This is a genomic window from Vibrio mediterranei, assembly GCF_013364395.1.
In the GTDB taxonomy this organism is placed as follows: domain Bacteria; phylum Pseudomonadota; class Gammaproteobacteria; order Enterobacterales; family Vibrionaceae; genus Vibrio; species Vibrio mediterranei.
Window position 1 is genome coordinate 1,640,090 of record NZ_JABXGK010000001.1, and the last position, 25,338, is coordinate 1,665,427.

Annotated in this window: 18 protein-coding genes; 10 read left to right on the top strand and 8 right to left on the bottom strand. The window is 43.3% G+C overall.

Annotated features, from left to right (window positions below; all coding sequences use genetic code 11):
• The first annotated feature begins 4 nt into the window (after positions 1–4).
• Together HOP38_RS07765 and HOP38_RS07770 are read left to right on the top strand one after the other, a co-directional pair.
• Positions 5–1,069 carry an AI-2E family transporter gene (locus tag HOP38_RS07765; protein WP_006071416.1) on the top strand — a complete coding sequence of 355 codons (1,065 nt, stop codon included), beginning with the start codon at positions 5–7 and terminating at the stop codon, positions 1,067–1,069.
• Positions 1,070–1,088: 19 nt separating this feature from the next.
• On the top strand, positions 1,089–2,852 hold the full coding sequence (locus HOP38_RS07770) for a phospholipase D family protein (protein ID WP_198557802.1): 1,764 nt from the start codon (positions 1,089–1,091) through the stop codon (positions 2,850–2,852).
• A 208-nt stretch (positions 2,853–3,060) separates the two neighbouring features.
• Here HOP38_RS07770 and HOP38_RS07775 read toward each other — a convergent pair whose 3' ends face one another.
• Complete coding sequence (locus tag HOP38_RS07775) at positions 3,061–3,819, bottom strand: hypothetical protein (RefSeq protein ID WP_006071418.1); 759 nt, start codon at positions 3,817–3,819, stop codon at positions 3,061–3,063.
• Between the two features lie 147 nt (positions 3,820–3,966).
• On the opposite strand from HOP38_RS07775, the gene HOP38_RS07780 reads away from it, so the two are divergent.
• From HOP38_RS07780 to HOP38_RS07795, 4 genes are all read left to right on the top strand, one after another.
• Positions 3,967–4,917 carry a helix-turn-helix domain-containing protein gene (locus HOP38_RS07780; RefSeq protein ID WP_198557803.1) on the top strand — a complete coding sequence of 317 codons (951 nt, stop codon included), beginning with the start codon at positions 3,967–3,969 and terminating at the stop codon, positions 4,915–4,917.
• A gap of 203 nt (positions 4,918–5,120) precedes the next feature.
• Complete coding sequence (locus HOP38_RS07785; protein WP_198557804.1) at positions 5,121–6,500, top strand: metal-dependent hydrolase family protein; 1,380 nt, start codon at positions 5,121–5,123, stop codon at positions 6,498–6,500.
• Between the two features lie 49 nt (positions 6,501–6,549).
• Complete coding sequence (locus HOP38_RS07790; protein WP_062460523.1) at positions 6,550–7,197, top strand: DUF3299 domain-containing protein; 648 nt, start codon at positions 6,550–6,552, stop codon at positions 7,195–7,197.
• 11 nt (positions 7,198–7,208) lie between these two features.
• The gene (locus HOP38_RS07795; RefSeq protein ID WP_198558269.1) at positions 7,209–8,474 is read left to right on the top strand and encodes a carbohydrate porin; all 1,266 of its coding nucleotides are present in this window, start codon (positions 7,209–7,211) and stop codon (positions 8,472–8,474) included.
• Between the two features lie 26 nt (positions 8,475–8,500).
• Here HOP38_RS07795 and HOP38_RS07800 read toward each other — a convergent pair whose 3' ends face one another.
• The 4 genes from HOP38_RS07800 to HOP38_RS07815 form a co-directional block, all read right to left on the bottom strand.
• A complete protein-coding gene (locus HOP38_RS07800; RefSeq protein ID WP_006071423.1) occupies positions 8,501–8,653 on the bottom strand; it encodes a hypothetical protein in 153 nt (50 codons plus the stop codon).
• Positions 8,654–8,797: 144 nt separating this feature from the next.
• The gene (locus HOP38_RS07805) at positions 8,798–11,596 is read right to left on the bottom strand and encodes an Hsp70 family protein (protein WP_038230601.1); all 2,799 of its coding nucleotides are present in this window, start codon (positions 11,594–11,596) and stop codon (positions 8,798–8,800) included.
• Positions 11,597–11,681: 85 nt separating this feature from the next.
• A complete protein-coding gene (locus tag HOP38_RS07810; protein WP_198557805.1) occupies positions 11,682–13,544 on the bottom strand; it encodes an Hsp70 family protein in 1,863 nt (620 codons plus the stop codon).
• Positions 13,544–14,176 (bottom strand): DUF2760 domain-containing protein, encoded by a 633-nt coding sequence (locus tag HOP38_RS07815; RefSeq protein ID WP_006071427.1) that lies wholly within the window; start codon positions 14,174–14,176, stop codon positions 13,544–13,546. The genes HOP38_RS07810 and HOP38_RS07815 overlap by 1 nt, the downstream gene beginning before the upstream one ends.
• 333 nt (positions 14,177–14,509) lie before the next feature.
• On the opposite strand from HOP38_RS07815, the gene HOP38_RS07820 reads away from it, so the two are divergent.
• The gene (locus tag HOP38_RS07820) at positions 14,510–16,045 is read left to right on the top strand and encodes a sensor domain-containing diguanylate cyclase (RefSeq protein WP_198557806.1); all 1,536 of its coding nucleotides are present in this window, start codon (positions 14,510–14,512) and stop codon (positions 16,043–16,045) included.
• Between the two features lie 88 nt (positions 16,046–16,133).
• Positions 16,134–16,664, top strand: a complete 531-nt coding sequence (locus tag HOP38_RS07825) for a 3'-5' exonuclease (RefSeq protein ID WP_006071429.1) — start codon at positions 16,134–16,136, stop codon at positions 16,662–16,664.
• A 75-nt stretch (positions 16,665–16,739) separates the two neighbouring features.
• Here the strand turns inward: HOP38_RS07825 and HOP38_RS07830 are convergent, their stop codons facing one another.
• The 3 genes from HOP38_RS07830 to HOP38_RS07840 all read right to left on the bottom strand — a co-directional run bounded on the left by HOP38_RS07830 (position 16,740) and on the right by HOP38_RS07840 (position 19,590).
• On the bottom strand, positions 16,740–17,186 hold the full coding sequence (locus HOP38_RS07830) for a tellurite resistance TerB family protein (RefSeq protein ID WP_006071430.1): 447 nt from the start codon (positions 17,184–17,186) through the stop codon (positions 16,740–16,742).
• Between the two features lie 71 nt (positions 17,187–17,257).
• Positions 17,258–19,180, bottom strand: a complete 1,923-nt coding sequence (locus HOP38_RS07835; protein ID WP_198557807.1) for an alkaline phosphatase D family protein — start codon at positions 19,178–19,180, stop codon at positions 17,258–17,260.
• A gap of 23 nt (positions 19,181–19,203) precedes the next feature.
• Positions 19,204–19,590 carry a VC1380 family protein gene (locus HOP38_RS07840; RefSeq protein WP_198557808.1) on the bottom strand — a complete coding sequence of 129 codons (387 nt, stop codon included), beginning with the start codon at positions 19,588–19,590 and terminating at the stop codon, positions 19,204–19,206.
• Between the two features lie 250 nt (positions 19,591–19,840).
• Here HOP38_RS07840 and HOP38_RS07845 point away from each other — a divergent pair, with 250 nt between their 5' ends.
• Together HOP38_RS07845 and hrpA are read left to right on the top strand one after the other, a co-directional pair.
• Positions 19,841–21,172: a MipA/OmpV family protein gene (locus tag HOP38_RS07845; RefSeq protein ID WP_031494492.1), complete on the top strand. Its 1,332-nt coding sequence runs from the start codon at positions 19,841–19,843 to the stop codon at positions 21,170–21,172.
• Positions 21,173–21,286: 114 nt separating this feature from the next.
• Positions 21,287–25,207: an ATP-dependent RNA helicase HrpA gene (hrpA, locus tag HOP38_RS07850; RefSeq protein WP_198557809.1), complete on the top strand. Its 3,921-nt coding sequence runs from the start codon at positions 21,287–21,289 to the stop codon at positions 25,205–25,207.
• Positions 25,208–25,338 lie beyond the last annotated feature (131 nt).

A 25,338-nucleotide genomic window follows, 5' to 3' on the forward strand; every position in this document is an offset into this window, starting at 1 on the left:
CGTTATGAATTTTGACAGTTCCTTCAATAAAAATGCGATCGATACTTTTATCAAAATCGCGACCATTTCCATTTTGGTCTATTGGTGTTTTTCCATTCTTAGACCTTTCATGATGCTCGTTGTTTGGGGCGGTATTATCGCCGTCGCACTCTATCCAGTGGCGTTATGGTTACACGCTAAATGCCGTATTTCCAAAGGTAAAGCAAGTGGGTTGCTTTCGTTGATTGGCGTTCTGCTACTACTTATTCCACTCGTTTGGTTATCTAGTGGTTTATATACGGGAGGCACAGAAGTGTATTCGCAGCTACAGGACGGAACACTTCAAGTACCAAGGCCGACTCAAGCCGTCAAAGAATTGCCTGTAGTTGGTGAAAAGATATATGCCGCTATGTATCATGCTTCGACTAACTTAGAAGGAGCGATGGCTAAATATAGTGAGCAGATAAAATCGCTAGCAACAACATTAGCTGGTGCTGTGGGGTCCTTTGCGGGTGGGCTACTACAATTTATCGTTTCGACCATCATTGCTGGCGTGTTTATGGCGAATGCTGAGAACTGCCAAAAAGCGTTCAACAAAGTGGCTAATCGACTCACTAACGGCAAAGGTGCGGAGCTAGTCAATCTATCCAAATCAACAGTTCGTAGCGTCGTACAAGGCGTGTTGGGTGTTGCGGTTATTCAATCGATCATGGCCGCAGTCGGTATGGCGTTCGTTGATGTGCCTGCGATAGGGCTTTGGGCACTAGCGGTCTTGTTAATGGCTATTATCCAGTTACCGCCAATACTGGCGCTTATTCCGGTGATTGCTTATGTGTTCGGTACCCAGTCGACCACAGCAGCAGTACTGTTTTTAGTATGGTGTGTCATCGTCAGCGGCAGCGACGCGGTTCTTAAGCCTATGTTACTAAGTCGAGGATCAGATATTCCCATGTTGGTTTTACTATTGGGTGCGTTAGGTGGAATGGCTATGTCAGGAATAGTCGGCCTGTTTGTTGGTGCCGTTGTATTAAGTTTGAGTTATCAACTGTTCGTATCTTGGCTAGAAGAGCCAGAAAAAGCCAAAGATTAATGCAAGGAGAATTGGCTCAATGTGGAAAGGGATTTCTATCTTCGTTTTATCGTTAGTTTTGGGCGGGTGTGCTTCTAATGCTCACTCTCCGAGTTCTTCTGACGATGAGTGGACATCACAGCTAATGGAGCAGCGTCGTTGGCGCGACGCTGAAGATTTAGAGAAAGATTATCTTAAACTCTCGTCTGAGAATCGACTACCAGTTCAACCAGCTCTTGTTAAAGTGATTGGCTCACAGCAGGCGGACGCGATAAAGAGTCTAGCCGCGAAGATCTACTTGATTGAAAACGCGAAACACACCATTGATCTTACATACTATATTTTCTCTGACGATTTAGCAGGTAAAGCCACATTAGGAGCTTTGTGTGAGGCCGTGCAACGCGGTGTTGATATCCGCATTATGGTAGATAGCTTGGGTTCGTACAGTCTTAACAATGGGAACTTAAAAGGCCTTATGCAGTGTGAAAAAAACGCGGGCTATATTCGTGATAGAGAAGGACAGATTACAACTCAGAAAGCACGCGTACAGGCGGTTGTCTTCAATGCACTAACAGATGGTGATTCCAGATGGAACCATCGCTCTCACGACAAGCTATTTATTGTGGACGGTTTCTATAATCAAAATGCTTATGTGATTACGGGTGGGCGGAATATGTCGCTTCATTATTACGGGATCGATAGTAATGGAAGTAAGGACTACTCAGCGTTTCGTGATATTGAAGTCATAATCCGTCCTTTACTTGAATCGAAACCTGAGCAGTCGCCATCTCGACTAAGTGAGTATTATTTTACGGTCCTGTTTACTAAACCTGGCAACAAAAAGCTTGATACATGGTCAAGTTACAATCGAGACAAGTCTTTATTGTTAAAGTCTTATCAGAAGTTGAAAGCAAACCCAGAGTTTAATCAAGCATACATTGGTATAGCTCAGTATCTAGATATAGATTATCGTACTGCAGATACCAAATTTGCGCACGAATTGGACAATCTAAATGCGGAAGATGTTGTGACGCGTTATAGCCATAACAAAAGTGCTAATGCCAATTCAATCAGCGGCATTTTGGCGAAAACTGCCTATACCAATACTGAGCTTAAAAAAATAAGAATAGTGTCACCATACCTGTTTCTTCAGTCGGATTTACTAAAAGATGAAGGCGTAATCGATAGAGAGCTAAACATCGCGTTGAGTTGGTTGGAACAAGATCCAGAGCGAAGTATTGAGGTTATTACTAACTCAGTACTTACTAGTGATAACTTCTTCACTCAAGCCGTGATCGACATGCACACGGTACCTTCACTCATTATGCAAGATGAAACCCTCAAGCAAACTTGGTTAGACGATGACCTTGATAATAACGAGCTCAACGAAAAGTTCCTTCAATCATCAGCTTGGAAGAAGGCGGTTAACCATCCAAGAATCAAGTTCTACCAATTAGGTAAACCCGACTCGGTATTACTCGGTGGAACACAATACTATGGCAAACTTCATGCGAAATTTCTGATTATTGATGAAACAGCGTTTGTAGGCACGACCAATCTCGATTTTCGTTCGTTGCTTTACAACAATGAAGTGGGGTTTTTCTTATCGGGAGAGCAAATAATCAGTGATCTCAACCAACAATTTGAACTACTTAAGCAAGACTCATTACTTTGGGGTAGTGAGGAGTGGTTAGAGATGCGGAAGCAGCTTAGGGCGGTTGGGGGTATGAAAGGCAAAACATCTGAAAGCCAGCGAGAAATATATAACATTCTCGAATCTACGGGACTCAAGTATCAATTCTAGGCAGGGAGTTATTCGCTATTGATGGCGTAATCTGGCAAATGTCGATCATTTTCGTGCGGTATGTTTGATTGTCAATCAAACTATAGGAGTCGTTAATGATCGTACATTTTAGAGTTCAAGATATTGAAGAGTTGTGGTTGCATATCGACTTGGCTGCTCATCTTCAAACAAGGCTAAGAATGTTAAATAGGTTGTAGACTGCTCAATTCTAAAAACTGAACGCCCAACCTATCATCGGGCCCTGCTGGGTGACATCTATCTGTGTAGTGCCCGAGTCATTTTGAATATTTAAGTAGCGATAACCGAACCAAATGTTGTTTAGATTACTTAATCGATACATTCCAGCGAGATTGAGCCCTCTATTCACATCATTGTCGCCAGCAATACTAGTATCTACAGTAAGACTCAATCCCCAGTCCTGATTAAACCAGTGGGCATATTTTAACCCCACCAACCAGTCGAATTGGTGCCCTGATGAATTGATCGATGGGGCGTCGTATTCGTTAACACCTATATCAATATTGAACTTACTGTAAGTATGTCTAACCCCCGTAAGCATCACTAAGCCATGGGTGACTTCATAACCAGCGAAGAGGTCATTTAAAGACATAGTGGCATCTAGATCGATAGTGGTTGTGATATCCGGAAGAAACGGCAGTTTTGGTTTGTAAGTCGATGAATTGGAGCTTTTGATATGCAAATAGTTAGCGCGAACACCCAATAGCCATTTACCTTTCTGGGCATAGAAATCGCCCATGAGACCGAAATTTAAATTACTAACAATATTATCAAAAGGAATGTCAATATCCACGATACCACCTGAATTTCCTGAGGTACCGGTGATGCTTGGTGTCCATATCATTGGGAACACCAACAAATATTCCCATTCCTCGGACTGACTTGACTGAGCGAGGCAAGGGGAAAGCACCGTCATGCTAGTTAAAGCAGCTAAACTAACCGACTTCATATATATTCCTTTAAATACTAATTTATTCAGATGGTTACCATCTAGGATAGACTATATTAGTCCTATACCACCTAATTACTTGTGTACTAGATGATGGCCAGACCTAGAAAAGAAGAGCAAGTCCACATAATTCGAACAGAACACGTCATGTTTTTTATTGACCTCTTCAAGGGGATGGATGTTGATCTACTTCCTTTATTAAGAGAAGCGCGTATTCCCAATACAATTGTTCAACAACCTAACTATTCTTATTTACCAGAATCAACGTTGAAAAACCTGTTATGTCATCTCGGAAAGCGATTATCTAGCGATCAATTTGGGATTAGGGTATGGGAAATGGTCTCACTTGAATATGTCCCGTATTATCTGAGTAAATTACCCGTTAATACGACGGTTCATGAGGCGCTTAGCAGATTTGGTCAATTGCTAGAAATGGAATCGTCCAATACCAAAGTCTACATAAAAAGGGCTGGTGGAGCGTGGTGGTTTGTAAGGGAGAAAACGGGTGCAGATGAAGTTTGGTTCCAATATGCAGAGATATTTTCTGTGACGTTTATGACACAGTTAGTCCATCAGTTAACAGCAGGACAGTATCATCCGAAAGAAATTGGTGTTCAGTCATCTTCCGTTGAGGCGTTTAAATTGCTACCGCAACTTCAGAATGTGGTGCTCTATAACGAACGCCCTGTGACTGCAATTAAAATACCTGACAGCGTAATGATGCAGATGACCAAGTTTAACGTTCAAAAATCTGTACCCAGCGAACCGTTACCAAAGTTGGGACGGTTTACTCAGAGTTTAAAACTCGCGCTTAAACCCTACTTTACCGCTGGAAAGTTACCTCTAGATGTAGCTTCTGAGGTTATTAATATCCACTCAAGAACGATTCAACGCCGACTTAAAGAGGAGGAAACCAATTACAAGGAATTTAGTGAACAGATCTTGTTTGAACTCATTAAAACTGAGCTTATGTCTTCATCTACTATTGCGACAGTTGCTCAACAATTTGGTTACTCTGATTCCGCGCATTTCACGCGAGCATTTAAGCGATACGTTGGTATCACTCCCTCGCAATATAGGTCAAATCTCCCTACGTAAAAGCAACCTTTAAGTTTTGTCGCCAAATGGCAATACGTTAGGTTCGCAAATGTATAAATTATCACCTAAGGTTTAGATGTTAATTGTTTGTGAACTCAGCGTGTTACATAAAAAACAATTAGCCTCGTAGCAGCAAATTCATATCAATGATTCGGAATGTTACGCGAAGTGGATTCCACTTGGCATGGACTAAAGGTGAAATAATGAAATCGATCGGCGGCAAACTGTCTCTTCTCGCAGCTTCTTGTGTCTGTGCGCTCTCAGCGCAAGCAGACACAATTTTGTTTAAGAACGTTAATGTTTTTAATGGCACAGACAACAAACTGTATGAAAACCACTACGTATTAGTGGAAGACAACTTAATCAAAGCGGTATCGAAAGATGTAGTTGAAGTCTCCGATGCGCAAGTCATTGATGGGAGTGGTATGACATTAATGCCGGGTCTGATTGAAGGGCATGGCCATCTGCTATTAAACGGCGGTAACTTGAGTGACCACGAGAATAATCGCACGATAGAAGAATTAGCCGCGCGTTCTACGGTTAACGCTCGAGCGGCGTTTCGTTCAGGCTTCACCACTTGGCGTGATGCTGGCGGGTTGAATACCGGCTTACGAAAAACGATAGACTCAGGGATGCTGGAGGGACCTAGACTTTATACCTCTGGTGCTTTCATTGGTCCTACAGGTTCTCACGCAGACTTTAGTAATCTCACAACAGCCAATCAACATTTTTTCGGTTCTACGACGAGTATGGCGAGAAACAGCGTCAGCTTTAATGCCGATGGTATTACCGATATAAAGGCCGCTGCACGTCAGAATTTCAAACAAGGCAACACGCAAATTAAGATCATGTCTTCCGGCGGTGTCGCTTCATCTTTTGACCCTTGGCAGCTAAATGCGATGTCGCCAGAAGAAATTTCGGCAGCGGTAGAAATTGCCGAGGCCTATGGGTCCTACGTTATGTCTCACGCATACAGTAAAAAAGCAATTTTACGCAACCTTGATGCGGGCGTAAAAACTATTGAACACGGTTTTATGTTTGACGGTGATATTGCTAAAAAGATGAAAGAGAAGGGAGCGTATATTACAACCAATATGACGGCTTTTTCTCCCTATTTGACTCAAATCGAAGCGATCAACTCTAATCCGGCTTCGAAACGAAAAGCAGAATCAGCGACGAAGGCATTCTCCAAGTACATTGAAAATGTCAACAAGTATCAACCTAAATGGGGTTTTCACACGGACTGTGTTGGTGATGTAACCGCTTGCATTAAGCAAACCGACCATACCATATTCCTTGCTGGTAAAGAGCTGGGTAACTTCTTCACACTCAAAGGCTTGACGTCAGTGAATGGCGAAATTGTCAAACTATCTGGGGTCATGGACCCTTATCCTGAAGGTAAGTTAGGCGTGGTTGAAGAAGGTGCATACGCCGATCTTATCTTAGTAGATGGTAATCCACTCGAGGACTTATCAGTAATCGGTGCCAACGAGAAATGGTTTGATGCTGAGCCCCGAGAGGCAGACTTAGACACAATTAAAGTGATCATGAAAGACGGTGTTGTTTACAAGAACACACTATAGCCATTCAGTGGGGCTCAGAAACTGAGCCCTCTTAACAAGAGTAATGTACATGTTGAATTGGTGTTCTAGCCTGATTGTTGTTCTATTTTCGTTTTCCGTGTCTGCGAGTCAAATCTCGGTCTTAGATTGGACGGATTTGAAACCTCAAATGAAAGAAGAAATTGTAGTCTTACCGGATATAACCGAAGCTCAGAGAGAATCTTTACAAACGATTTTGTTATTAGACTCTGTGCCCAACAAAGCGAATCAAAAACTTGCTAATCAACTCATTGTTGAGTTGGGTAGTGAAGGTGTCGATGCTCGTGATTTACTCGAGAAAAGAGCGACTTATATGGCTCAGATGCAAGCTCTATCGGAGACCACGACGGATCGCTTTGATAAACGAAATATTCGAATGGCTGGCTTTATCGTGCCGCTAGAAATGACAGGAGAGAAAAGTACTGACTTTCTGTTGGTGCCAGTTGCGGGTGCATGTATCCATTTGCCACCTCCGCCAGCAAATCAAATAGTGCGAATACGCTACCCAGAAGGATTTGAAATTAAAAATGTTCAATATCCAGTGTGGGTTGAGGGTATTTTCACCAGCGATAAACAGACAGAGGATGTTTTTCTTGTTGATGGTAATACCTCAGTGACAATGGGCTACAGTATGGAAGCCACTAACATTGAAGATTATTACCAATCAGAAACGTTATAGTGAGACGTATGATGACTAAAACCCTTCTATCAAGTGTTGCTTTAGCTGCGATCTTTGCGTCGCTCGTCCCCAAAATAGCTATTGGTGCCGATTTTGGGAGCCCGGACTCAGTCGATAACACTCTCAAGACAAAGCCAACCCCAAAATTGAACTGGAGAGAATCGTTAGAACAAGATCAAAATCTTACATTTGGCTTAGATTATCAATCACTGGGGCTTCGTGCTTCGGACACCGTGACAGGAGGCGAAAATAACGCCGCCGCTGGTGTGTTTCGTTTCTACGGGAGTTGGAACTTGGTTGGCCTAGATTCAGGTAATGTTGGTGGACTGGTATGGAAAGTAGAGCACAGACATAAGTACACCGACCTTTCACCTAAAGAGTTTTCGTTTATCGGCAATGTTACTCCCAGTCTACCTGATGGTGTCGGCTATGTCGGTATGATAGGGCCTGCGTATTCTGACCAAGGCAGTCGTCTCACTAACTTGTATTGGAAACAAAAGTTAAACCAGGGTAGAACGTCACTCATGCTTGGGTATCTAGATACCACCGATTACGTCGATACTTATGCTCTTGCGAGCCCTTGGACGGGATTTACTAACCTGGCCTTTAGCACAGGAGGAGGCGCAATTGGCTTGCCTGATGATGGTGTACTTGGATTAGCCGTAGGTCATATGTTGACTGACAATTTTTATCTGATTGGTGGGGTAGCCGATGCTAACGGTGACTCTAGTGACCCATTTAATTCTTTCTTTGACGACAGCAAACTTTTTACAACGTTAGAGTTTGGTTGGACCGCTTCTCAAGAGCAAATTTATACCGATAACGTACATGTCACAGCATGGAATATTGATGGTGGTACAAGACATAACTTGTCTACTATTACCTTGCCAGATGGTAGTACAACCTATAGCGATCAAAACGGCCGTGGTATCAACTTTTCAGCGAGCTATTTTGCGACAGCGCAGTTGATGCCATTTATTCGGGGAGGGTTCTCAAGCGGAGATGTAGCCTTGTATGATACTTCTATCAGCGCAGGTATCGGCTACTTTGGTTTGGGTAATGCAACGAGTAATTTGGGTTTCGCCGTAAACTGGAGTGAAGTCAATGAAGCGTTTGGGAGTGGTTTAGACAATCAAATTACCTCAGAGCTATATTATAACTGGGCTGTGAATGACTATATTCAAGTCACACCAGACTTACAGTATATAAAGAACCCTGCGTTTTCTGATAAAGATAGTACTTGGATTATCGGCCTAAGGTTACGAGTCGCTATCTAAAAAAAGAGCTCATATGAGCTCTTTTTTTAATTTCCATCGTAGATGTAGCTATACACTCTGACTGGCCATCCGTAACCTGTATATTCTTTAGCAAGAACATCGGCGACTTCAACTGTGACTTCAATTCTTACCCAAGCACCGATGCCTAATGGCTGATACTCAATGACTCGATTTTTCATTATTAGGTTTCCGCTATTATGAGGAGTGATAATCATCGTTAAGGCGCAATGTATACGCCTTAACGAAAATTAGCTTGGAATAGCCGATATTACTTACCTATTTGTGCCAAAGTGTTCCAAACCATAGCAAACTGTGTCGCTGCTTTATTGATTGATAAGTCGCAAACCAACTGGTAGGGCATCACCAAATAACTTTTTAGAATCAGATTCCGACAGTGTTTTGACCTCGGAAACCAATTCATGCCAACTAGAAGATGCTTTCGACGCTTTCAGCTTATCTAGAACCTGCGCTCGATAGTCATCAGAAATATCTAGAGAGCGGTCGCCGGTTTTACGGCACATCAGGACACAGGCAAAGCCTATCATTGGTTCTTTTAGCCAGTCTTGCTCAAGAAGTTTTGGTAGCCATTGTTCAATTTGTTCCCGCGATATCACGTTATGTTGGCTGCCGTAGAGTGGTGTACGAGAGGCAAGTCTGCCTAATGCCCACCAGTGTGCTTGTTCGAACTGAGACTGGTTGAGGGCCTTGCTGAGATACCAAGTAGCTAACAGAACTTTGTCATCAACGTACAAGTTCTCTAAGCTTGCCGATAAACGAACCATGGCCTCATAGCCTTTATCCTTGGCTCCTTGGAATGTTTTGGCATTCTTCATCGCACCAGGATGTAAGTATTTGGCGATCCCTCCTAATATTACTTCCTGCTGTTCTTCATTTAGACCGCCTGAGACACGACGCCAGAAAGTCCACCAATCACTCCAACCTTGTGCATTCTGGAACTGAATACCTTGTTGGTACAACCCCCAGATTTGTTCCATACGCCATGAGTCAGTCGCATCACCAAAACCAGGGCGCATACAAAAGCCTGTTAAGCGAAGCCAATTCTTTTCGTGTTGTTCAGAACGACGACGACGTTTGCGACCCAGTGAAAAACTGTCAACTAGAGAACGTAAGGTATAGAAATCCCAGTCATCTTTCTTACCAAGGTTTTTCTCAAGTGTTTTGGAGAGCAGCTTGATTTCTTTGCTGTCAGCGCTGTTTTTGTTGCCACTATACAAACGAGAAATCAAATCTTTGCTTGGCTCCAGCCCAGGATGAGCGGTGACCGTTTCTTCTTGTGCCTGCTGATTTCGAACTTCAAATTCAAGCGCCCATCGCTGAGCATCATCCTCAGTGCTTACACATTCAATCTTAAGCGTACCAACCTCGGTTAATTGGCAAGCGAGCTGAACTTCAACTCGTTCTTTTTGATTGGCAGCAAGCTGAGAATCATTACCCTGTAACGTATTGATGTATGGAGGCAACGGTGCGAACTGATCGGGGTCGATTTGAACCATTAACCCGTTCTGTACTTTTTGATGCTCGCCAAAGTAATCATGGGTTGAAGTAAGAAGGTTAAATCGAACAGGTTCACCCAGAGTTAGCGCAAATCGACGACCAGTCAGACGAATTTCTTGCCCTTCATCTGTACCTTTGGACAATAAACATAAAGCTTGGCCAAGTTTGTTCTTTTCTTGTAGGTGTAGGAAGTAGGAACGGGCACTACCACCACCAATTTTAAGCTGTGCACCACGACGTGCTTTTGCAAAAGCGACAGCACCAAGCGCAACAGACCAATCTGGATGTGGGTTAGAGAGTAAAGAAACAGCAGAACCTTTCCAATTTTCAACGATATCGACCACGCGACGTGTGACCAAGTCGCTGTTGAAAACACCACCATTGAGTAGCAGGCCAACAGGAATCGCTGGGTCACTTTGATCGCCTAAGGCGTCTTTCGCAACCTCTTGGTGCAAATGCAAGAACTCGGAGACATGCTTACTTACCGCAGGGTCGGAAACGTAAGGCAGTCCAAATTCAACGACAGCGCTTCGTTTCTTGTCAGGTAGCTCACCAAACTTCGTGGTCGGAAAGAAGCCTTCTAAAGCTATTTGATGCACTTCTTGTTTGGTAAGAGCGATGCTTTTCGTGCCACCGATTAAACGAGAACCACTACCCAACATAGTGATTTTCATGTCATTTGGAGCATTTTCAGACAGCAACGCCTCTTTTGCCTTGCGAGTTTGCTGAATCAGCTTGGTAAGACTAGCCGCGTTAAGCTTTTTAGCCTCGTTAAAGCGCTGCTCAGCCATATGTGCAAGTGCCAGATCAAGATTATCACCACCTAACATAAGGTGTTCGCCGACACCGATTCGATTCAGTGTTAGTTCGTCATTGTCGTGTTTAGCTTCAATCAAACTTAAGTCAGTAGTACCACCGCCAACATCACATACCAGAATAAGCGGTACTTGGGCCAACTCTTGTGCTGCGGTATCTTTGTGTCTCGCATACCAGTCATAACAAACGGCTTGTGGCTCTTCTAACAGGTGGACTTTTGGTAGTCCTGCCAATTTTGCGGCTTGTAGGGTGAGCTTCCTTGCGGTTTCATCAAAGGAAGCTGGAACCGTAATGACTACATCTTGATCTTCAAGTTTGTTGTAGTGATGGCGGTGGTTCCATGCCTGACGAATATGGTTGAGATAGCTTGCGCTGGCGATGACTGGCGACACTTTTTCGACATCTTGCGCGCCGGCCCACGGTAGAATGTCGTCTTCACGATCAACTGCAGTGTGCGATAGCCAACTCTTAGCACTTGAGACCTGTCGGCCTTCAACTTTTGCACCCAACTCTCTCGCCCATTCACCAATGATGATATTTTTCAGATCACCATCGACCGATTGATTTTCCCATGGGAGAGTGAGGTCCGCTTCGGACACTTGCTGAGCTGCTGGATGATAACGGAAAGAGGGTAGTAGTGGTTTACGCACTACTTCGCCCGGGCCAACGAGTTGGTCGATTTCAAACAATTCGACCGGAGAGTTAGAGAGGTCGTCTTGAATTTCACAGAATGCGACAACCGTATTGGTTGTACCTAAATCGATACCGACCAGATATTGTGAGGATGCCATGACATGCTCCAGTTAGGTCTTAATAAAGACTGGGATTAGCGATAAAAAACGGCACATTATGTGCCGTTTTGTCATTTAATTATTGTTATGCGTCTTCGCGGACGTCAAATTCAACGTGCCATTTTTGGCCATTATCCGAAGCGATGGCTTCCAGATATAGAGTGCCAAGTTCAGTAACGCGCGATGATAGTGTCACAGGAACCACTTCGCCAACGCTGCGGCCTTCTGATACTGGCAAGGTAACTTGAATTTCTGGAAGTTCTTCAAGCTCTTCTGGTTGCCAAAAGTCAAGATGAACTCCTGCCTCATCATCACGGCGGGTAGTTGAACCGAAGAATTGGAAATGAACCGGTTGACCAATGACAAGTCCAAATTCTTGACTAGGGACTTGAACACTACTGCCTTCTTCCATACCGAACGGTGCAACACAAAGGGCTTCCATTGGAGGAGCCATTCCCGGAATCGCAGGCATCGCACTTTCAATGCCGATGTAGTAACTCGAGGCAATACCGCCGCGAATTCGAACACCTTGACCACGTCGAACGCTACCGTAATAAGCTGCACCACTTGCAACGGCAAGATCTAAGTTTAGGCCAGAAAGCATTTTTGCCTTGTCTGAGCCCGCGGTTTCAAGCCACGCGTTAATGGTGTAGAACAAACGATCAGAGAGTAGTTTCGATTTAAGGACACCGCCGTTAAAGAGCAAGGCTGTTGGCTTGACGAACTCAGGTGCTGGTTGCATGCCAGGAATACCTGCAAAGGCGTTATCTGTTGCGTTGCTTTGGCGGCTCAAGAACGCAGCAATATGGCGAGTAATCGCCGCATCTTGTGCGTAAGGAAGGCCCATTTGCGTTAATGCACCGCGAGCACGTTGAACCGGATGATCTTGAATGCCCACTTGTGGGAAGAAACCGTCTACAAGAGTTTGTTGAACTTCCTGTTGGGTCAATTCCGTTTTCAGTGTTGCGCCTAGTAACTTAGAGCCACGACTAGGGACAACAATCGGCACTGCTTGAAGCTCAGAATCATTTAGTAAGGCTTCTTTAGCGTCGCGGCAAGCATGAGTCATTGCTTGAACTTGCCACGGTTGCAATTCTTTACCATCTTGCGCTAGCTTCATCTTTAGGCGATAAGCTAAAGCAAGGTCCATATTGTCGCCACCAAGCAGAATATGCTCACCAACAGCAACACGTTCAAGATTCAGGTTACCATCTTGTTCTGTTACTGCGACTAAAGATAAGTCTGTGGTACCACCACCGACATCGACTACTAACACTACATCGCCAACATTGACTTCATCACGCCATTTATCCTCGCTGTTGTCAATCCAGCTATATAAGGCTGCTTGAGGCTCTTCAAGAAGGGTTAGGTGTGATAATCCAACGTTACGTGCTGCTTCTGCAGTAAGATCGCGCGCTGCAGGATCAAAAGAAGCCGGGACGGTTATGGTTACGTCTTGGTCCTCGAGCTTATGCTCAGGGTGTTTGTGATTCCATGTATCCTTCAAGTGCTCTAGATACAGCTCAGTCGCACGAAGAGGAGACACTTTGGTGACTTCTTCTGGACTGCCTTGTGGAAGAAAGCTCTCACGTCGGTTCACACCGCCGTGACACAGCCAAGATTTAGCACTCGCTACGAGACGAATAGGTGTTTTTGAACCAAGGTTTCGAGCAACGGCACCAACCAGAGCCTTTGGCTCACTTGTCCATGGCAGAGTGCGGGAGCCTTGTCCCATCTCGTGCTCATGAGGTTGATATAGAAATGAACCTAGTTGTTTGAAAGATTCTACAGTACCTGGCGCTGTAAGCTGTGGAATAGAAACTACTTCCACTTGCGCGGACTCGTTTGTCGTATCAAGAAACGACATAACACAGTGTGTAGTACCTAAGTCGATACCTACACTGTAATGAGCAGATGGCTGATTCTGTTCGTGCGTTGATAGATCCATTATAGCTCTACCTCTGCTGGTGCGATGACAGATGCGTTGTAGTTCTCAGACAACTTAGGCAGAGTCACTTTGTCGGCTTTCCAACCTTTATGAATTAGTGTGCCTGAGAATGGTGCATTACCTGTTACGTTGCCAGTTAGGCGAACAGATTGCGAATCAAAGCCTTCTTCGATTGTTACGCGAGTTTCTTCGTCTTCACTGCGAATTGGAGACAAAGCAAAGTACTCGGTGATCACTTTTTTACCGCCAGAATGGACAACACGAGCTGCTGCACCCACTTCTTCATCGGAGAATGAAGTTAGGTCTTCTTGCAGGAAATCGACCATGCGAGCTTCTTGCTGCATCAAAGACAGAAGTTGCATTGCAGAATCGGTAGAAGCAGTCGCAAGTTTAGATTCTACTTCTACAACTTTTTCCACGACTTTTTCGACTTCAACGACTTTCTCAACTTCAACGATTTTTTCTACTGGCTTTTCAACCTCGACGATCTTCTCTACTGGTTTTTCGACCACTTTTTCAACGACTTTGCTTTTGCGTGATACCGCGATGGCAAGCAACAAAACGCTAGAAGCCGCTAGGCCAGCGTGCAACATGTCGAAAGTAGTTGGGATAACATTTAGATCGATGTTCATAGGAGTTTCTCTATGTGTCAGTCATTAGTTGTTAATTTTGGGGCGAAGTCTAGCATAATCAAGGCTCATAGCGCGATGGTTTCGCAATAATGTCATTACAAAGTGAGTTTTTTGGCGAAGAATTCAGCAGATAATGATGATTTTACAAATTTAGGTGATCTTCGCTGTTTTTTTCAACACTGTAACTTTTGTCCATGTCAGAGCTGTGTAAGATTTAACAGTAAAAGGTAAGGTATTGTATTTTCGATACTTATATCACATGGCTAATAATATTTAATACAAATATAAAAACTGGTAACACTAATAAAACTATAACCAGTTAGGACAATATATATGGTTACAGGCTTAAGCAAAGAGGACCGTGGTGTCAAGCGGTACTCCGTGTTAGTACTAATTCTCGGATTGGTATTAACGATTTTCATTACACATCTTGTATATAAAGGACAAAAACAACTTTCCGATTCTAATTTTGAGTTCTTAGCTCAAAACCAAGCAGAGAATATAAAAGAACTTGTCATGTTGGACGTTGCTTTTATTGGCGCAGGAGCTAGTTTCTATCACGCAACTCAACCACCAACGTGGGATAATTTCTCCACTTTTGTCGCTCCATTGCTAGCAGATTCAAAAAGTTTGATAGCTATGCAATGGATGAAGAAGGTGTATCCTGAGCAGATTGAGTCGCACGTAGAGCGAGTCAAGCAACACTTTCCAAGTTATCAAATATATACGGTACCTAAAGACGAACCTCGCCAAGATGGTTATATCCTTGAAAATGATGAGCCTATTTATGTGGCAAGTGATGTCTATCCTGTTAATGAAGCCAACTTACGTGCATTGGGGTACTACTCTTCCCGAGAGCGTGTTAGACGAGTGATTCGCAGCACACTGGAAACCGGAGAGCCGAGTTTGTCAGATAAGATTCGCCTATTACAGGACGGGTTTGATCGTTCGTTACCGAAACAAGGAATGCTAGTTTACCACCCAGTATTCGAGGTCGGTGATAACTCATTACGTGGAGTGGTTATTGGAGTTGTTCGGACAACCGCATATTTCGAGCAGATTGTTTCTCGAACCTCCATCGGTAGAGAAGTGGGTATTCAAGTTGTGGATTTAGGGTTTGATGCCGAAGATGACCCCATTATGTATGAGAATCCAGCGTGGCAAACGTTGTCTGGGGATATAAAGAGCATCATTGTGGATCTTTATGATCGACAGTGGAACATTCAGTTTAAACACGATTCAGAAATTTCACAGAATGACAGTTTTATTCTCCTATGTGTTGCTTCAGGCGGTTTTATCATTTCGATTCTATTGGCTTACGTGGTTCAGTTAATGCTGCGTGAACAACGAAGATTGACCAAGTTGGTCAGTCGCAGAACGCGTGACTTGCAATACTTAGTAGAGCGAGACCCTTTAACGGAAGTGTACAATCGACGCGCATTCAATCGGTTAGCGGATTACCATATTTCATGCAATAAGCCATTTTCTTTAGTCATTATTGATATTGATAAGTTTAAGCAAATTAACGATAAATATGGTCACGTTTCTGGTGATGAAATCTTGATGCAAGTTGCTGCGTATATAAAAGCGCAACTGTATCCCGATGATATGCTGTTCAGACTCGGCGGCGATGAGTTTGCTGTGATAAGTCGTTGTGTTGACGAAGAGTTACTCAACATTTATCTAAACGAAGTGTGTGAAGATATTTCCTTTATGAAATGGGACACCATCGATCCAAACTTTGTTTGTACACTGAGTATAGGTGCGTCCGTATTTAGAGGAGAGTCCTTGGAGAAACTCATGAACCGTGCCGATGATTTATTATATAGAAGCAAAGATAAAGGCAGGAACAGAGCAATGGTTGCTTGATTTTTTAGCGATTGAATGGAGAACTGTCGAGGTTTGACGTTTGATACGTTACAATCCGACGGTTCGTTTAACTAATCTTAAAATCCCTATGAATTATAATCGTGTCGTTTGTTTTGATCTTGAAATGTGTTGTTGGAATGTCGACGGTGTTGGCACGACTGGCGAGATAATTGAAGTAGGGCTAGCAGAAATAGATTTAGTTAAACAAGAAGTAGTGAAGCGAGCACAATATTACGTTAAGCCTGAAACTGATAAGGTGTCGTTATTTTGTACAGAGCTTACCGGTATAACACCACGTAAAGTAGAAAAGCAGGGGCGTCCACTAGCGTCTGTGATTCAGTCGATGGTTAAAAATTTTGGTGGGCCTAACAAAATTTATGCCTCATGGGGCCGAGACGACATTATCTTACTCGAAGAATGTCAATCGAAAGGCATCGAAATGCCATTCAAAGAGTTTGTTAATCTAGCGACCTTATATCGCATACAAAATCGACTTAAAGACAAGCGTATTGGTCACAAAGCGGCACAAGAAAGCCAAGGAATAGAGTGGGAAGGTAGACAGCACTCGGGCTATGTTGATGCGTATAACCTTGCTAAATTGGCATTGACCATGCTGTAACTCGCTGACCAAGAATGACAAAAGCCGATCAGAAATACTCTCTGCTCGGCTTTTTTGTGCTTATAACGTGTGGCGCTACTTGTCAGTGACTTGAATCTTAGCTCGGATAAACTCGCTGTGATCAACATAGAGGAGCTCTGCTACTTTACGAATCACTGCATCTTCCAGCGGGTCAATAACTCCGTCTGCGTTGGCAACTTCCCACATGGCTTTGATTAAGTCAAAGCGCTTCTCCTGACTCAATTCTCTCAAGCTTGAGGTAAAGTCGTACAAAGACGCTGAGTTCTTGGTTTGTTCTTGCGCTTGAACCAACAGAGTTTTCGACTCTGTTTCATCAAGTCCTAACAGTCGTTCAATTAAAGATAGCTTGGCTTTTTCTTCTTCCTCTTCCACTTGATAATCGGCATTAGACACTTCGCAAAGCAGTGCAGCGATAGCAAGGTTAGGGCTAATTGACTTGTTGTTAGATAAGTCATCGCCTTCAATAAGTTGTTTAAACATTGAAGTAATGGAATTAAACATGGCGTTACCTGATTTTATTGCTTATTTATAATACATAGTGATTGTTGAGCCAGATCACAAGTATTTAGAGTTTAGCTTTCGGAATTAGTTTCAGGGAATGTGGTTTTTGTACCATCTCCATGAAGGACCGATATCTCGATAGGTTTGCCTTCATCATCCAATCGTACCTTTCCGATACCACTTTTATTGACCAGTCGATTATGGTGACTTGGTTCTGGCTTACGTTTGAAGATCTTTAAACGCTTACGCTTAGTAAACAAGTTGAGCGGTGAACGCGGTGAATAAAGCCATTTATCGAGTGTGTCACAAATCGTCAGTAGTGGTTCCGGAAACTCATTCTTTATTCCACTACAGGTTATTTGGTAAATGTGCGAGTCCGTCTGCTTATAACGAAGTTTGACGTCGTAGACGAAGGAGTAGTGTACGTCACCCGACAAAATGACAAAGTTCTTAGGTGTCTTAGTATGGGTAAAAATAGACAGTAGAGTATTGGCGCTTCCAGGATGAGCCATCCAGTTTTCAGCATCAATAATTAGTGGATTACCCATTTTTGTCGCCATACTTTGTAGTGTTTCTATAAATTTCACACCAAACATAGGTGCGGGAGATACGACAACAACAGAGTCTAGACCGATGAGCTCTTGTTGAAATTCAACCATCGCTTCCCAGTCCATTAGACCAGATGGTTTATTTAGATTGGACTCGGAACGCCAGCGTCGTGTGCGAGTATCAAGAACCACTACTTTAGGTGATGAATCAAGACTAAAGTGCCACTTCTCGTATCGCAGCAATTGCGTAATTAAGTCATCGTGTTGGTCTTGCGCGATGATTTTGTTTGCGTTGGAATAAGAGAACAGCCCAACCAAACTGTCTCGCCAGTCACTCTTCATCTGAACTGGCGTATTACCCCAAGCTTGGCACAGTAGATAGGACAATAGAGCGTTACCTATTATTCGCTTAGAAAACGCGTTCTCGTAAGCTGCTTTTTCCCAGCCAACAGTTAGGTTCCAATCGTCAGTTACGTCGTGATCATCAAAAATCATATAACTTGGGACATGCGCCATAACTCGCCTGATCTTCGGTAAGCCAGCGACAAATTTATCGAGATCTGCTTTTTCCCAGTTCCAAAGAGGTTGGTCTTTCTCTAACAAAGGTTGGTTTTCAGAACCATCATTGGGACGCAGTTGTTTAAACTGAATGGCATCCCAGAGTTCAGGAGACCAATTTAACAAGTACATTGCCAAAAATTCTGAGAAGCTAATCAGATGATTTTCGCATTCTCTAGAGCTGAAAATAGGCGTGTCATTTTTGTTAATCAGACCCTTTAGACGATGAGTCTCATCTTGGTAATGGGGGAGTATTTGGTCTCTAGAATAGAGAGCGTTGGTACAACGATAGAGTTCATCTGCATTTTCAACAGGAGCACTAATAAATGACTCATTAGGTAACTCAAGTAATTTGATGACTTTATGGATAGCCACCAACATGGGACCGGCAACATGATCAGCGTAGATTTGGTCGCCAGTAAGTAACAAAAGGTCTGGTCGATCATCGTCTTTTGTAGAATTCGCTAACTGATCGAGCAATGAATCAACTTGAAGCAGGCTGTCTTCACTATGATGATGTGGGTTTCTACATGAACCGTGAAGAATATGATCAGACTTATCTGACAATATGATGTCTATCCAAGATGACGATGAATAGAACATGTTGTCATTAAGAACGCTGCTCTTGGATTCTCGCCAAACCACGTTATAACCTAAGTGGCCAGTCTGAGACGTTAAAAGATTAGTGTGGAACTGAATGATCCATAGCTTGTTGCTTATTTTGTAGACCTGCTCAGTATCAAAATCATTGTAGGAAATCACATCATCGTTATTGATCGCAAGTTGAAGGTTTGAAGGACACAATGAGGTCGCCAACCATAGGGTGATATGCTGAGGGTTAGTGCGACGTAATATTGGTCCTGCCAACACAGGATTGAGCTTTTTCATGAGGCGTTCTTTCTACTTACTTTTTAGGAATGTTCCAGTGCCGGGTGCTCTGATGGTGCCGTAGCTTCATTCATTTGCTCAAGCAGTTCGACAAACTCTGAGCTACTCGTTTCATGACCGATTAGGAAAAAAGCAGTCAAAGCATCCAAAAGATGCTCTTTATTGTTGCTTTGGTCGATCATCTGAGCTAATCGCTCACGAACAAGCTCTATTTCATGCTCAACAAATCCTCGACCTTCAAACGTATCTTCCGCTTCGTCAGGAGCGTTGTCGAACTCTAAGAATAACAAGTCATTATCGACTTTAGCACTCAAAAGTCTTTCTGGAAGCCATGTCTCACCTGTGACGACATCAATATGTTGATCGTTTGGCAAAGATTGGAGAATTTTTTTTAACTTTTCTACTTTCACGATTCGTCTAAATAGTGGAAACTATGACACCCATCACTGTTGGTTATTTATTGAGCCATAAGGCAAATAACAGTGTGGTGACATAAAAATATGCGTTAACCCCATAATATACAACTCTACTTCACTGAGGTAGCTGTTGTTAGGTTATTTGATAAATGGCGTGTGAATTTTGGCTATCAGTCAAAATAGTGATTACGTGCTCCTTAGCTTATTAATTGTAAACATATTCCAGTTGGAGAAACTGCAAGACATGATAAAGAGAAATCTCGCGCTCGCGACCGCAGCATCACTTTGTACAGCACCAGTGGTATTGGCAGAAGAGTCAGCGCAAGAAGCGGATTGGGGCATTGCAGCAGTGTGGCGTACAGCGAACATTCCTTTTGATACCAAAGGAAGTGATACCTCCGTTAGTACCTTTATTCCGATGATGTTCTTTAAGAATGACTATGTCTTTCTAGACGGTACTATGGCAGGCGCCCACCTCTATAAAACGGATGACAAAGAGTTAGAGCTTAACGCCATTGCGCGTATGCGTTTTATCGACATACCAGCAGACGAGCAAAATGCCGTTGGGGGAGACACTGCGGATTATGGTTTGCAAATGCGTTACAACTTTGATGACGCTTGGCACTTCGACACTGAGCTAATGACAGACGGACATAACCGTTATCATGCAAACTTTAGACTTCAAGGTATGCTTGATTATGGTGACCTTGAATTACGTCCTAACGTTACACTACGTTATAAAGATGCTGACTTTAACACCGAATACTATGGTACATACCGAGGCACTACAGATAGCCTAAGTGGCGGTATGGACTATGCGATGGGCGTTGATGCTAAATACCACGTCGTATCAAACCTATACCTTGTAGGTGCGACTAATATTCGCATGCTAGATAACCAAGCGTATCATTCATCAGTGATTAAAGAACGTTTTGAAGGCGAAGTGTATTTCGGTTTTGGTTTCTTCAACGAGAAGAAAAAATCAACATCAAAAGCGAAGCAAGTACGTCGTGATATCGGAGCTAAACCTTATGTGCGTGTAGCTCATGGTTATGCGTCACCATCGGACATGGGTGATATCCTGACCTTTAATGGTAAGCGCGATCCGTATAATAACCAAGTAACATCAGTATTTTATGGCCATCCATTAACGGATGAGTTGTTTGGTATGCCGTTGGATATCTATTTGAGTCCGGGTATTGCTCACCACTGGAGTTCTGAGGTTCAAGGCTCTGGTACAGAATTTATCACGCTTATCAAAGCATATTACACATTTAACTGGCCAGTGAAGATGCGTTTAGGTGTGGGTAACGGCCTGTCATATATCGACAACATTACCTATATCGAACAACAAGAGATGGATAAGAAAGAGAAGCGTGCGAGTCACCTTATGAACTACATTGATATTTCTTATGATATCAGCATAGGCTCTATTATCGGTAAACCAGAGCTTGAAGAGTTATGGTTGGGTTATGCTCTGCATCACCGCAGTGCGATATTCGAAGCTTCGTCCCAGTTTGGTCGAATCAAAGGTGGTAGTAACTACAGCACCTTCTATCTTCAATACCACTTCTAATCAGAAAGCTCCGCATTGCGGAGCTTTTTTGTATCCTTCTGGCTTAACGCGAATTTCCTACCTGTGCTACAATCCGGCCAGTTTTTAATAGTAAAAAGTTAAGTAGGGAACGTTTTGACTTCCTCTCAAAATTCCAATCAACAGTCGCAAGTGCGAGCGAATAATCCACAGTCACTTAAAAAAGCATTAAAAGACTGTATGATTCGCGACCGCTTTCGTTTGAGTAAGCGTATCGCGGGCGCAACAAGAATTAAAAAACCAGAAGCTCAATCTGCAGTATTCGACGAGATTGCTATCGATATTGCGCGATCGATGATGGTTGCTCAACAGCGCGCAGCTACAAAACCTACCATCAACTACCCAGAGCAGCTGCCGGTTAGTCAGAAGAAAGATGAAATTGCCGAAGCCATTGAGAATAATCAAGTGGTTATTGTGGCGGGTGAAACAGGTTCAGGTAAGACGACTCAGTTACCAAAAATTTGCTCAGAATTAGGTCGAGGACAATTTGGCTTAATTGGTCATACACAGCCTAGACGACTTGCTGCGCGCTCAGTGGCAAATCGTATTGCCGAAGAGATGGAGACGTCACTCGGCGAGTTCGTTGGGTATAAAGTCCGATTTAACGATCAGATTTCTGACAATACTCAAGTGAAGTTGATGACAGACGGTATCTTACTAGCTGAAATTCAACACGATCGTTTTCTTAATCAATATGACACCATCATTATTGATGAAGCGCATGAGCGTAGTTTGAATATCGACTTTATTCTGGGGTACTTACGTGAGTTACTCCCGAAACGCCCTGATTTAAAAATCATCATCACTTCAGCGACCATCGATCCAGAGCGTTTCTCAAAACATTTCAATGACGCGCCAATTATTGAGGTCTCGGGACGAACATACCCAGTTGAAACTCGCTATCGCCCTCTGTCTGGGGACGATGATGGCGATAGAGATCAGCTAGAAGGCATTTTCGAAGCGGTAGATGAACTGTGTGATGAAGGTCTTGGTGACATTCTGATTTTCATGAACGGTGAGCGTGAGATTCGTGATACGGCGGATGCATTAGCAAAACGTAACCTTCGTGATACTGAGATTGTTCCATTGTACGCTCGATTATCCGCTGGCGAACAGAATAAGATTTTCCAACCACATGCAGGTCGACGAATTGTACTCGCCACTAACGTTGCTGAAACATCTCTGACTGTTCCGGGAATTAAGTACGTCATTGACCCAGGTACCGCTCGCATTAGTCGATACAGTTATCGCACAAAGGTTCAGCGTCTTCCTATTGAGCCAGTTTCTCAGGCAAGTGCAAACCAGCGTAAAGGTCGATGCGGCCGTGTAGAAGAGGGGATCTGTATTCGTCTGTATTCGGAAGAAGATTTCGAATCACGCCCAGAATTCACTGATCCTGAAATTCTTAGAACCAACCTAGCGTCGGTCATTCTGCAAATGACGGCTTTGGGGTTGGGCGATATCGAAGCTTTCCCATTTGTTGAAGCACCTGATAAACGCAATATCCAAGACGGTGTACGTCTGCTTGAAGAGTTAGGTGCTATCAATGATAAAGCAAAAGATCCTAAGAAACGTTTAACTCCAATTGGTCGTAAGTTGGCTCGCCTGCCAATCGACCCTCGTTTGGCTCGAATGGTGATAGAAGCACCAAGACTTGGATGTTTAAAAGAAGTCATGGTTATCGCTTCTGCATTGTCTATTCAAGACCCAAGAGAACGTCCTAGTGACAAGCAGCAATCGTCTGACGACAAACACAAGCGCTTTTTCGATAAAGAGTCTGATTTCCTGACGTTTGTAAACCTATGGGATTACATTCAAAAACAACAAAAAGCGTTGTCTGGAAATCAATTCCGCAAGCAATGCAAGCAAGACTATTTAAACTACTTACGTGTACGTGAGTGGCAAGATGTCTACTTCCAAATACATCAAGCGATGCGTGAGATGGATGAAAAACTCAACCAAGAACCAGGCAGTTACCAATCGGTCCATACTGCCTTACTGGTTGGCTTGTTGTCTCATATTGGTGTGAAAGACCAAGAGAAAAATGAGTACCAAGGGGCTCGAAACGCACGATTCCATATCTTCCCGGCTTCAGGTCTGTTTAAGAAGCAACCTAAGTGGATTATGTCGGCAGAGCTGGTGGAAACCTCTAAGCTCTGGGGACGTATTATCGCCAAAATTCAACCAGAGTGGATTGAGCCTCTAGCAAAACACCTAATCAAACGTAGCTACAGTGAACCCCATTGGTCTAAGAAACGCGCAGCCGTAATGGCACACGAAAAAGTGATGTTGTACGGAGTACCAATTGTTCCGAAGCGATTGGTTAACTATGGCGCGATTGACCCAGTTTTAAGTCGCGAACTGTTTGTGCGCAGTGCCTTAGTTGAAGGGGATTGGGAAACCAAGCACGCATTTTTCAAACAAAACAGAAAGCTACTACAAGAAGTAGAAGAGCTTGAGCACAAGTCGCGTCGTCGGGATATCCTTGTTGACGACGATGAGCTGTTTGATTTCTACGATCAACGTGTAGGTACGGAAGTTGTTTCTGGGCGCCATTTTGATACGTGGTGGAAGAAAGCAAGCCAGAAGAACAAAGAGCTTCTTAATTTTGAAAAAGAGATGCTGTTTAAGGGCGACGCTAGTCATGTCACCGATCTTGATTATCCTAACTTCTGGCATCAAGGTGGATTTAAACTCAAGCTAAGTTATCAGTTTGAACCTGGAGAAGATAGTGACGGTGTAACAGTGCATATCCCATTACCTATCCTTAACCAGATTGATAGTGAAGGGTTCGATTGGCAAATTCCAGGGTTGCGACATGAACTGGTGGTGAGCTTAATCAAAGCATTGCCAAAGACACTACGTAAGAACTTTGTTCCAGCGCCAAACTACGCAGACGCATTCTTGGCTCGTGTCACACCGATGGAAGCACCGCTTTTAGATGCATTGGAAAAAGAACTTCGCCGCATGACCGGTGTGGAAGTATTAAGGGACGACTGGAATCTAGAACAACTTCCTGATCACCTGAAAATTACTTTCCGTGCTGTGGATCATCGCAATAGAAAGCTTAAAGAGAATCGCAATCTCTATGAGTTGAAAGAAAGCCTGAAAGACAAAGTGCAACAAACTTTGTCTAAAGTTGCTGATGATGACATTGAGCAGCAAGGTTTGCATACCTGGAGCTTTGGTGAACTGCCAAAAGTCTATTCGCAAAAGCGCGGTGGATTTGATGTGAAAGCCTATCCTGCTCTGGTGGACAATAAAGACAGCGTTGAAATTAAGTTGTTTGAAACGGAAGTCGAACAAGAGCAGGTCATGAAAGAAGGGCAACGTCGTTTGCTGCTACTGAATGTGCCGTCTCCAATTAAATATCTGCACACCAATCTTCCGAACAAATCTAAGCTGGGTCTCTATTTCAACCCTTATGGCAAAGTGTTAGACTTAATTGATGACTGTATAGCGTGCGGTATCGATAAGCTTATCGAAGGTCAAGGTGGCTTAGTTTGGGATGCAGACAAATTTGAGCAACTTAAAGAGTATGTGCGTGGAGAGTTGGGCGATACAGTTGTAGACATTGCACAGCAAGTGGAAACAATCCTGACGACTGCGTTCAACATTAATAAAAAGCTAAAAGGTCGCGTAGACTTGACTATGGCATTCGCGTTATCGGATATAAAAGCGCAAATCGAAGGATTGATTTTCAAAGGCTTCGCAACCGAATGTGGCTGGAAACGACTGCCGGATATTCTGCGTTACTTGAAAGCAATTGAGAAACGTATGGAGAAGTTACCGATTGACCCAAATCGAGATCGCATGCACATGCTAAAAGTGGAATCCGTCACTCAAGACTACAAAGAGTTACTTAACAAGATTCCAAAAGGCATGAAAATACCAGAAAACGTTAAAGAGATTCGCTGGATGCTAGAAGAGCTACGCGTGAGTTATTTTGCTCAGCAGCTCGGTACGCCATACCCAGTGTCCGATAAACGCGTATTGAATGCGATAGACGCTTGCTAAGTGTCCAACTAAATAGATTCTATGCAAAAATGTGATAGATATAACTTCTAAGCGTATGAGAATTCAGAAAGTTTTACCGAAAATTAAAACTAGAAGGATTCTCCTACGATATAGTGTGTGATATATAAAGC

Bases quoted from the DNA above. Each gene is read 5' to 3' on its own strand.
- HOP38_RS07765 (WP_006071416.1), top strand. From the start codon at position 5: ATGAATTTTGACAGTTCCTTCAATAAAAATGCGATCGATACTTTTATC.
- HOP38_RS07770 (WP_198557802.1), top strand. From the start codon at position 1,089: ATGTGGAAAGGGATTTCTATCTTCGTTTTATCGTTAGTTTTGGGCGGG.
- HOP38_RS07775 (WP_006071418.1), bottom strand. From the start codon at position 3,819: ATGAAGTCGGTTAGTTTAGCTGCTTTAACTAGCATGACGGTGCTTTCC.
- HOP38_RS07780 (WP_198557803.1), top strand. From the start codon at position 3,967: ATGTTTTTTATTGACCTCTTCAAGGGGATGGATGTTGATCTACTTCCT.
- HOP38_RS07785 (WP_198557804.1), top strand. From the start codon at position 5,121: ATGAAATCGATCGGCGGCAAACTGTCTCTTCTCGCAGCTTCTTGTGTC.
- HOP38_RS07790 (WP_062460523.1), top strand. From the start codon at position 6,550: ATGTTGAATTGGTGTTCTAGCCTGATTGTTGTTCTATTTTCGTTTTCC.
- HOP38_RS07795 (WP_198558269.1), top strand. From the start codon at position 7,209: ATGACTAAAACCCTTCTATCAAGTGTTGCTTTAGCTGCGATCTTTGCG.
- HOP38_RS07800 (WP_006071423.1), bottom strand. From the start codon at position 8,653: ATGAAAAATCGAGTCATTGAGTATCAGCCATTAGGCATCGGTGCTTGG.
- HOP38_RS07805 (WP_038230601.1), bottom strand. From the start codon at position 11,596: ATGGCATCCTCACAATATCTGGTCGGTATCGATTTAGGTACAACCAAT.
- HOP38_RS07810 (WP_198557805.1), bottom strand. From the start codon at position 13,544: ATGGATCTATCAACGCACGAACAGAATCAGCCATCTGCTCATTACAGT.
- HOP38_RS07815 (WP_006071427.1), bottom strand. From the start codon at position 14,176: ATGAACATCGATCTAAATGTTATCCCAACTACTTTCGACATGTTGCAC.
- HOP38_RS07820 (WP_198557806.1), top strand. From the start codon at position 14,510: ATGGTTACAGGCTTAAGCAAAGAGGACCGTGGTGTCAAGCGGTACTCC.
- HOP38_RS07825 (WP_006071429.1), top strand. From the start codon at position 16,134: ATGAATTATAATCGTGTCGTTTGTTTTGATCTTGAAATGTGTTGTTGG.
- HOP38_RS07830 (WP_006071430.1), bottom strand. From the start codon at position 17,186: ATGTTTAATTCCATTACTTCAATGTTTAAACAACTTATTGAAGGCGAT.
- HOP38_RS07835 (WP_198557807.1), bottom strand. From the start codon at position 19,180: ATGAAAAAGCTCAATCCTGTGTTGGCAGGACCAATATTACGTCGCACT.
- HOP38_RS07845 (WP_031494492.1), top strand. From the start codon at position 19,841: ATGATAAAGAGAAATCTCGCGCTCGCGACCGCAGCATCACTTTGTACA.